At 41.3% G+C, this 6233-nt stretch carries 5 protein-coding genes; all 5 read right to left on the minus strand.

Translation table 11 applies throughout. The annotated features are described in order from the left end of the window. Positions 1 to 51: 51 nt before the first annotated feature. Entirely contained in the window at positions 52 to 978 is a 927-nt protein-coding gene (gene miaA / locus Q4546_RS11740) for a tRNA (adenosine(37)-N6)-dimethylallyltransferase MiaA (RefSeq protein ID WP_102439934.1), read from the minus strand. A 1-nt stretch (position 979) separates the two neighbouring features. Continuing rightward, on the minus strand, positions 980 to 2905 hold the full coding sequence (gene mutL / locus Q4546_RS11745) for a DNA mismatch repair endonuclease MutL (RefSeq protein WP_102439935.1): 1926 nt from the start codon (positions 2903 to 2905) through the stop codon (positions 980 to 982). A gap of 3 nt (positions 2906 to 2908) precedes the next feature. Further along, complete coding sequence (locus tag Q4546_RS11750; protein WP_303446311.1) at positions 2909 to 4213, minus strand: N-acetylmuramoyl-L-alanine amidase; 1305 nt, start codon at positions 4211 to 4213, stop codon at positions 2909 to 2911. Between the two features lie 78 nt (positions 4214 to 4291). Further along, positions 4292 to 4753 carry a tRNA (adenosine(37)-N6)-threonylcarbamoyltransferase complex ATPase subunit type 1 TsaE gene (gene tsaE, locus Q4546_RS11755; RefSeq protein ID WP_102439936.1) on the minus strand — a complete coding sequence of 154 codons (462 nt, stop codon included), beginning with the start codon at positions 4751 to 4753 and terminating at the stop codon, positions 4292 to 4294. 168 nt (positions 4754 to 4921) lie between these two features. Next, positions 4922 to 5377: a hypothetical protein gene (locus tag Q4546_RS11760; RefSeq protein ID WP_102439937.1), complete on the minus strand. Its 456-nt coding sequence runs from the start codon at positions 5375 to 5377 to the stop codon at positions 4922 to 4924. Positions 5378 to 6233 lie beyond the last annotated feature (856 nt).

Below are 6233 nucleotides of genomic sequence, written 5' to 3' on the forward strand. Positions count from 1 at the left end.
GAAGAATGTTTTATTGTTTAGTTTTAGTATTATACAGCAACAGCTAATTAGCTAGCTAGAATGTTGCATAAGTGTAACTAAATTTCCTTCGGCGCCACTTTCAAGCCAATGTAACTCGGGCCAACTTCTTAACCATGTTAATTGACGTTTGGCTAATTGCCTAGTGGCAGCGGTGCCTTTTTCTATTAAAGTCTCGTAGTCAAATTCACCATCGAGGTACTGCCAACACTGTCGGTAGCCGACACAACGCATAGATGGCATATCTAAATGTAAGTCTTTGCGATCTTTTAATCGTTGAACTTCGTCGATAAAACCATTTTGCATCATTAGTTTAAATCTTTTTGCGATCAATTCATGTAATACTTTTCTCTCATGTGGCGCTATCGCAAATTGCATCACATCATAGGGTAACGGCGCTGACTTTGTTGCCGTTAGCTCAGTCATCGATTTACCCGTAATTCTGTATACTTCTAGAGCGCGAGATAGCCGCTGGGGATCATTAGGATGAATTCTTGCCCCTGCTGTGGCATCAACTTGGCAAAGTTGTTGATGTAATGCATCCCAACCTTGCTCTTCTGCCTCTTGCATAATTTGCGCTCTGATCTGCTCATCTGCAGCAGGTAACGGTGACAAGCCTTCAAGCAATGCCTTAAAGTACATCATAGTCCCCCCTACCAATAAAGGGGTCTTACCACGACTAATTATATCTTCTATTTCAATTAATGCATCGCGACGAAAATCTGCCGCAGAGTAACTTTCACTGGGGTCGAGAATGTCAATTAAACGATGAGGCGCTAAGGCTAGCTCATCGGCATCAGGTTTGGCTGAGCCAATATCCATTTGACGATAGATTAATGCCGAATCAACAGAGATAATTTCACAATTATGCTGCTGGGCCATTTCAATTGCTAAAGCCGTTTTTCCTGAAGCGGTTGGCCCCATTAAAAACAATACTTTGGGCTGTTTGAGTTGGTTCACATTAATTCTCTTCTAACCAGGATTGCCATGGCAATGATTTCGCCTTTGATAACTGCATTTGCTGCTGCTCTGCGGTTAATTGGCTATATTGAAGCCACACTTCAGCTGCGGCTGAAAAATGATTTGCTTGCTGTTTTGCCATCCACAACGCCAACGCTTCATCCGATGGCTGCTCTAATTTAATCCAATCTAATAATTCTGGGATCAACACAGCTAATTGGGTATCTCTGAGATATGGGGGCACATTCTTAATTATCAACTGTTGGTAGCGGATTGAAAGGGTTAATCCTAACCTACGTAATAACTGCTCTCGCTCTTCAAGGATAATTTTCCAGTCAACATCGGCTTCAATTGAAACCGGCATTAATAATGGCTGACCCACAAGCCCTGTTGTTATTTTAGTCTGTATCTCTAATTTTGTAACAAAAATAGAAACTTGCGCGATATCAACTAATAAAATCTGCTGACCTGTAACCATCACCCAGAAGCGACCATCAACAATAGACGGCATAGTGATATGCGCAGACAGATTTGTCTCATTAATTTGCGTTAATGAAGAATTTCCAGCTTGGGTTTGCAGTAATTGTCCATAATTAGCGATAGCCGTTGGGGTTATTTCTACCGTGTCAGCTGTTCTACCACCGCTATAGGGATTATTGCCACTGCTTGTAGCTCCTGTGCTTCCGGTAGCTGCATTATGCTGTGGTTGATGGCTTTGGTGTTGATAGCCCTGCGCTGGCACCGACATGCTGCCAAAGCGGCTGCTCGATAACTCTCTAGGTTGATGTAATTGAGTGGCAGATCCCCGACTTTGCGGCATGTCTTGACTTACTTGCTGCCAATTGCTTATTTCTGCCTCTGATGAATGACCAATTTCCTCGCCAATACCAGTTTGCGCGCCTGTAGGTTTGTTAGCTATACCGAGATCTAATTCAGGTATTTGCGCTAAAACAGACTGCAATGCCTGTAAAATAAAGTCATGCACTAATCGGCTTTGATGAAAACGCACTTCATGCTTTGCTGGATGTACATTGACATCAACCTGATGCGGATCCAGCTCAAGCATCAACACATAACCCGGTTGATGCTGAACTTGAAACTGACCAAATGCCTGCTTTACCGCATGGTTAACTAATCGGTCTCGCACTAAACGGCCATTGACATAAAAATAGCAGCTATCAGTCGGTTGTAAGTCATTTGGTGACTGCAAATAACCCGATAATATCAAGCCATCATGCTGGCATTCTAGGTGCAGAGCATGCTCGGCAAAAGCCCGACCACAAATTTGCCCAAGACGCTGTTTGTATTGAATTTCAGTATTGGCCGCTCGATATTGACGCGCCAACTTACCATTATGGGTTAAGGTAAAATGCACATCGGTTCTGGCGATGGCAATGCGTTTTAACCATTCATCAATATGGGTGAATTCGGTTTTATCACTTTTCAAAAAGCGTCGTCTGGCAGGGGTATTAAAGAATAAATCCACCACTTCAATGGTAGTGCCCTTAGGGTGCGCAGCGGGCGTCACTTTAACGTCCATTTGCGAGCCTGCAGCGTAGGCTTGCCACGCTTCAGTTTGCTCAGCAGGTTTTGATGTTAGGCTTAAACGGGAGACAGAGCTAATACTGGCTAAGGCCTCGCCTCTAAAACCAAAACTTAAAATGGCTTCTAAGTCATCAAGGGAGTGTACTTTTGAGGTCGCGTGACGAGATAAGGCTAAGGCTAACTCTTCCTTTGAAATGCCTTTACCATTGTCCCTAATTTTAATGAGCTTACTGCCACCTTTGTCGATTTCGATATCCACCCGGGTTGCGCCAGCATCAAGGCTATTTTCAACCAACTCTTTAACTACAGATGCAGGACGCTCAACCACTTCGCCGGCAGCAATTTGGTTAGCAAGCTGTGGTGGTAAAATTTGAATAGCCATAATTTACGCTCTTGGAATAACCAGCTTTTGGCCTATCCGTAGGACATCTGATTTAAGGTTGTTGGTTTTTCGAATACTGGCTATGCTGACTTTATATCGCTGGGCAATAACCGATAAAGATTCGCCACTTCTTACTGTATGCTTAGTGTTACTCTGTTTCGCCAATAAGGTGCCTGAAGGTGGGTTAGCGGCAAAATATTTCAGCACACCTTTATGGATCGCATTAGCTAACTTTTGTTGATGGTTACCATTTAACAATAACCCTTCTTCTCTAGGGTTAGAGATAAAACCAGTTTCCACCAAAATAGAGGGTATATCAGTCGACTTTAAAACAGCAAAGCTCGCATGCTCTGGTTTACTCTTATGTAGTTTAGTCACTTTACCTAAACCTGATAATACATCACTGGCAATATGATGACTTTCAGCCAGAGAATGGTCCATCGACATATCGATTAGGGTCATCACAAGATACTGTTCACTATCGGAGTTTTGAATTATGTCTCCAACGCCACCTAATAGCTCGGAATGCTTTTCTTTATCCTCAAATACGCGACCAATTTCGGTATTGGCACGGCGCTTTGATAATACCCATACCGATGCCCCATTAGGTTGTGGTGACGTAAATGCATCTGCATGAATAGAAATCAGTAAATCAGCTCGACTATTTCTAGCCAGTTCCGAGCGTTGATTTAAATTGACAAAATAATCGCCAGTGCGGGTCATCACCGCTTTCATTCCTGGTGTTTTATTAATTTCTCGTGCAAGACGTTTGGAGATCTCAAGTACAATCTTTTTCTCATAGGTGCCTTTGGGGCCGATTGAACCAGGATCTTCGCCGCCATGGCCTGCATCGATAGCGACAATCACATCGGTAGAGCGCTTGCTAGTGTGCACCACCGACTGTACCGCTGCACTTTTACTGGCAGAGTTATCTAAATCGACCACTAAACGATTACCGTAAGGGGCTGTCGGTGTCAGGGCAAACAAATTCGGCTTTGCTGGTGAGTTTAAATCAAGCACCACACGTAAAGTGCCTTTTTGGGGAGGGGAACTAATACGCACTTTTTTGATCAACTTGCTGTCTTTAGCAATATCAGCAAGCTTCACATTGGTTGAAGCTTGTTTTAAGTCGATAACCAAACGCTGGGGGTTTGTTAGCACAAAATAGCTATAATCAGGTGCCGAAGACAAATCAAATACCACTCGGGTTGATTGCGGGGCATCCCAAATTCGCACACTTTCAAGTTTATTAGCTGCAACCTGTAAGGAGCAGAATAATAAACATATGAAGATTATAAATCGTGTCATTTTTTCTAGGGTCATTATTATTTTAGTTAATTGACTTATGCTTACTAGCGTTTGTTTTTAAAGCTTATTATGAACTAATTAGTTATAAAGCTTAGCGACAAGCTGATTACCAGCTCCTGTCATGCCAGTGAGCTCCACCTGTCGTTGCTCTCCGTCATAGCTTAAATGAATGGCAACATCGGCTTCAGGTAATAAGCCATGCCCTCTATCTGGCCACTCGATAATACTAATAGTGTTATCAGTAAAGTAATCGCGGATCCCCATAAATTCAAGCTCTTCAGGATCAAGCAAACGATATAAGTCAAAATGATAAATTTGCATTCCCTTGAGCTCATAGGGCTCAACTAGGGTATAGGTTGGACTCTTTACATTGCCATCATGACCTAAACTTTGGATCAAACCACGGCTTAAGGTGGTTTTACCTGCACCGAGATCACCAGTTAAATAAATCACTAATGGGGCTGAAACCCACAAAGATAATTCAACACCAAGATCAATCGTTGCTTGCTCATCTTTAAGATATTTTTTAATCGAAGTCATGTTAACTTACCAGCACTTGGGAGATTAATCATATAAAACTGCAATATAGCTGAGAATACTAACCTCTTAGCCTATTGCGCTATTTGATGGCCTAAAAAAATAAAGCCAGCTTGATAGCTGGCTCTATATATAAATATTAACATAAAATTGACGCTGGAAAACCGGATTTTAGATATCTTCCATCCGTAATGCGCTATGTACCATACGTTTCTGCTGGGTTTTCTCCACTCGAACTAAATCTAATAAAGCATCTTTGATTTCAGTGACCTCAGTGCTGTTAGCGGTTTTTTCTAAAAAACCAATCAAACGGTTTTCTAAATCAAGATGCATCTCGAGTACATCATCTTCACTCATATTGGCTGCTAGAGTCGAGTCTTGGCAGCGTTTTTCAAAGTCTTCGAAGGTGATGTCTTTATACCAAGTTTCAAGCATACGCTTTGGTGCTTCATCAATATAATTTTCAATACTGTCATGCACATGCTGTTGGTGTTGCTGTAGATATTCCAACATCATTTTTACTCTTGTAGAGTCTGCATTGCGGTGTAGTCGGCCATAAAGCTGACCCATGTCTAAGCGTGACTTGGCAATGAACTCAAGCACTTCACTTAATTGTTGGATACGCATAATAAACACTCCATCTGTCACCGCCCTTTGGCGGTCAGTAAAAATAAGATTGTAAAAGCTTGTATTTATTATGGTTGAAAAAAAGTTGAGAATATTTGAGCGAGTTCATATTTTGCATATAAAAAACAAGTAATTTAGCAACAATGAAACAACACCCAGCTACAGCACCCTAAACAATGCATAAATATTGTGCAAGCGGGGGGGGTAAACCGAGACATTTTGAACGCAGGGAGAAACTGCAGCGACCTGTCTGTTCATAAAAAGTGGTTCGAACTGATGACCTATACCTTGCCAATAAAAAAGGTATCACTATTTCTAAAAGCACAACTGAGCTAAGAGTGGGTTTATTTTTTTATTTGAAAGGAATGATTTTCTTAAGATGAGAAATTGGAGCGACCTGTCTGTTCATAAAAAGTGGTTCGAACTGATGACCTATACCTTGGCAATAAAAAAGGTATCACTATTTCTAAGAGCGCAACTGAGCTAAGAGCGCAACTGAGCTAAGAGCGGGTTTATTTGAAAGGAATGATTTTCTTAAGATGAGAAATTGGAGCGACCTGTCTGTTCATAAAAAGTGTTTCGAACTAATGACCTATACCTTGGCAATAAAAAAGGTATCACTATTTCTAAGAGCGCAACTGAGCTAAGAGCGGGTTTATTTTTTTATTTGAAAAGGAATGATTTTCTTAAGATGAGAAATTGGATCGACCTGTCTGTTCATAAAAAGTGGTTCGAACTAATGACCTATACCTTGGCAATAAAAAAGGTATCACTATTTCTAAAAGCACAACTGAGCTAAGAGTGGGTTTATTTTTTTATTTGAAAGGAATGATTTTCTTAAGATGAGAAATTGGAG

Source organism: Shewanella sp. 4_MG-2023 (assembly GCF_030548015.1).
Lineage (GTDB): Bacteria > Pseudomonadota > Gammaproteobacteria > Enterobacterales > Shewanellaceae > Shewanella.